The 1142-nt window shown below is 68.7% G+C and carries 1 protein-coding gene; it reads right to left on the minus strand.

Annotation, left to right across the window (positions count from 1 at the left end; genetic code table 11):
• On the minus strand, nt 1–1112 hold a 1112-nt coding region (locus tag GTO19_RS14565), incomplete at its 3' end, for a flagellin (RefSeq protein ID WP_291021849.1).
• Nucleotides 1113–1142: the final 30 nt, after the last annotated feature.

Here is a 1142-nt window from a genome sequence, read left to right on the forward strand (position 1 = left end):
GTGCCGGCCTGCTGCAGGATCTGCGAGCGCGACAGGTTGGAGGTTTCCTTGGCGAAGTCGGCGTCGACGATGCGGCCGCGCGCGGCGGAGAGGTTCTCGCCCGTGATGTTGATGTTGGCCACGGCGTTCTCGAAGCGGCTCTGCAGGGCGCCCAGGTCGGCGCGCGAGCTGTTGATGGCGTCGATGGCCTTGTCGATCACCTTCAGCGCGATCTGCGCGTCGCCGAAGCTCTCGATGCTCACGTCGCTGAGGTTGCGCAGCGTGGCGGGCGGGGCGGTGTCGCCGGGGTCGCCGGTGGCGGCGGCCGTGAAGGCGGCGCCGAAGTCGGCGGCGGCCAGGTCGCGGTCCGAGAAGATCTCGTAACCGCCGGCGGCCAGTTCGCGGGCGAACACGCCGGTGTCGGCCGACTTGGCGTTGATGGCGGCCACGACCTGCGTGGTGCGCTCGGCGGCCGTGGTGGAGGCGGCGATGCCACCGAGTTCGACGTCGTTGCCGGCGGCGTCCTTGATGGTCCAGCCCGCGGTGCCCTTGTCGATGGCGACGTTAGCGGCGGTGCTGGGCGCGGCGACGGTGGCGACGAAGAATTCGGTGTTCTCGAGTTCGCCCAGGCTGTCGGACTTGGCGGAGACGATGGATTCGATGGCGATGCCTTCGCCGGCGTTGGCGCCAACCTGGAAGGTGGCGTTGGCGAACGTGCCGTCGAGCAGCTTGGTGCCGTTGAAGCTGGTGGTCTTGGCCACGCGATCGATCTCGTCGCGCAGCTGGGTCACTTCGGCCTGCAGGGCGGCGCGGTCGTCGCTGTTGTTGGAGGCGTTGGCCGACTGCACGGCCAGTTCGCGCATGCGTTGCAGCATGTCGCCGACCTTGCCCAGCGCGCCTTCGGCGGTCTGAGCGAGGGAGATGCCGTCGTTGGCGTTGCGGGCGGCGACGTTGAGGCCGCGCACCTGGCTGTTCATGCGCTCGGAGATGGCCAGGCCAGCGGCGTCGTCCTTGGCGGAGTTCACGCGCAGGCCCGAGGACAGGCGCTGCATGGAGGTGGCCAGGGAGTTGGCCGAGCCACTCAGGTTGCGCTGAGCGGTCATCGACATCACGTTGGTGTTGATGGTGGTCATGGTGGTGTCCTGGTGTTCGTTTCAGTCGGG

The organism is Hydrogenophaga sp. (genome assembly GCF_011772445.1).
GTDB lineage: Bacteria > Pseudomonadota > Gammaproteobacteria > Burkholderiales > Burkholderiaceae_C > Hydrogenophaga.